We start from the raw sequence: 1,232 nt of genomic DNA, 5'->3' as shown, positions 1-1,232 counted from the left end.
ATGCCACCAAAACCCCTCACATTAATCAGTGCCAAGCTCGCCTTTATCATATCCGCCATCGTCATCGGTATCATGGGCATCACCATGATTGGTTTTGGCTGGGTACCGCATCTGTCTCTTATCCTCGCCATCTGTGTGCTATTGGCTATCGGTATGTATAAAGGACTCAGCTTTGATGACATGCAAGCACAAATGGCCTCAGGTGTCATGCGTGGTATTGGTGCCATCTATTTGTTCTTCTTTATTGGACTCATGGTTGCGGCTTTAATGATGTCAGGTGCTATACCTACACTGATGTATGTAGGCTTTCAGCTGATCTCACCTGAATACTATTATATCTCTGCCTTCATCTTAACCTCTATTATCGGTATTGCATTGGGTAGTAGTTTGACGACTGCAGCGACTTTGGGCGTGGCCTTTATTGGTATGAGTAATGCGTTTGATGCCAATGTGGCGATAGCGGCAGGGGCAGTAGTATCAGGCGCGTTCTTTGGCGATAAGATGTCGCCTTTGTCTGATACTTGTACGATTGCATCCTCTGTTGTCGGTATTGATCTGTTTGAACACATTCGCAATATGATGTATACGACAGTACCTGCATGGATACTGACGGTGATCTTGTTTTGGATGTTCTCAGGACAGACGACCAGTGCTGATCTGAGTCAAGTGACTATATTGCAAGGTCAGCTCATCGACAGTGGTTTGGTACATGGGTATTCGGTATTACCCTTTGTCGTATTAGTCGGGTTAGCCCTGTTTCGAGTTAATGCGATTTATACAATTATCTGTACTATTGCCGCGGCACTGATTATTACTTATATCCATAGTTCACCAAGCTTTGGCCAATTGGGTGGTTACTTGTTTGCAGGGTATGCCCCTGCTGAGTCATTAGAGTTAGGGGAAGTAGGCGGTATGCTGTCGCGTGGCGGTGTACAGAGTATGTTCTTTACGCAGGCAATTGTGATACTGGCATTAAGCTTAGGTGGGTTATTAACGGCACTGGGTATTCTGCCAGCACTGCTATCTGGTATTAAAGACACATTGACGACATCAGGCCGAGCGATATTTGCCGCCGCGATGTCGGCACTGAGCATTAACGTGCTGATTGGTGAGCAGTATTTGAGTATTCTATTATCAGGTACGGCATTTCGTTCAACGTTTGAGCGCTTACACTTACATCCTAAGAATTTGTCGCGGACGATTGAGGATGCGGGAACGGTGATTAATCCATT

The 1,232-nt window shown here is 45.7% G+C and carries 1 protein-coding gene; it reads left to right on the top strand.

What is annotated here, in order from left to right; genetic code table 11:
* The coding region (locus tag V6252_RS12830; RefSeq protein WP_341610708.1) for a Na+/H+ antiporter NhaC family protein at positions 1-1,232 on the top strand (1,232 nt) is incomplete at its 3' end.

This window comes from Psychrobacter proteolyticus (genome assembly GCF_038155145.1).
GTDB classification, from domain to species: domain Bacteria; phylum Pseudomonadota; class Gammaproteobacteria; order Pseudomonadales; family Moraxellaceae; genus Psychrobacter; species Psychrobacter proteolyticus_B.
This window is presented reverse-complemented; position numbering and strand designations above follow the sequence as displayed.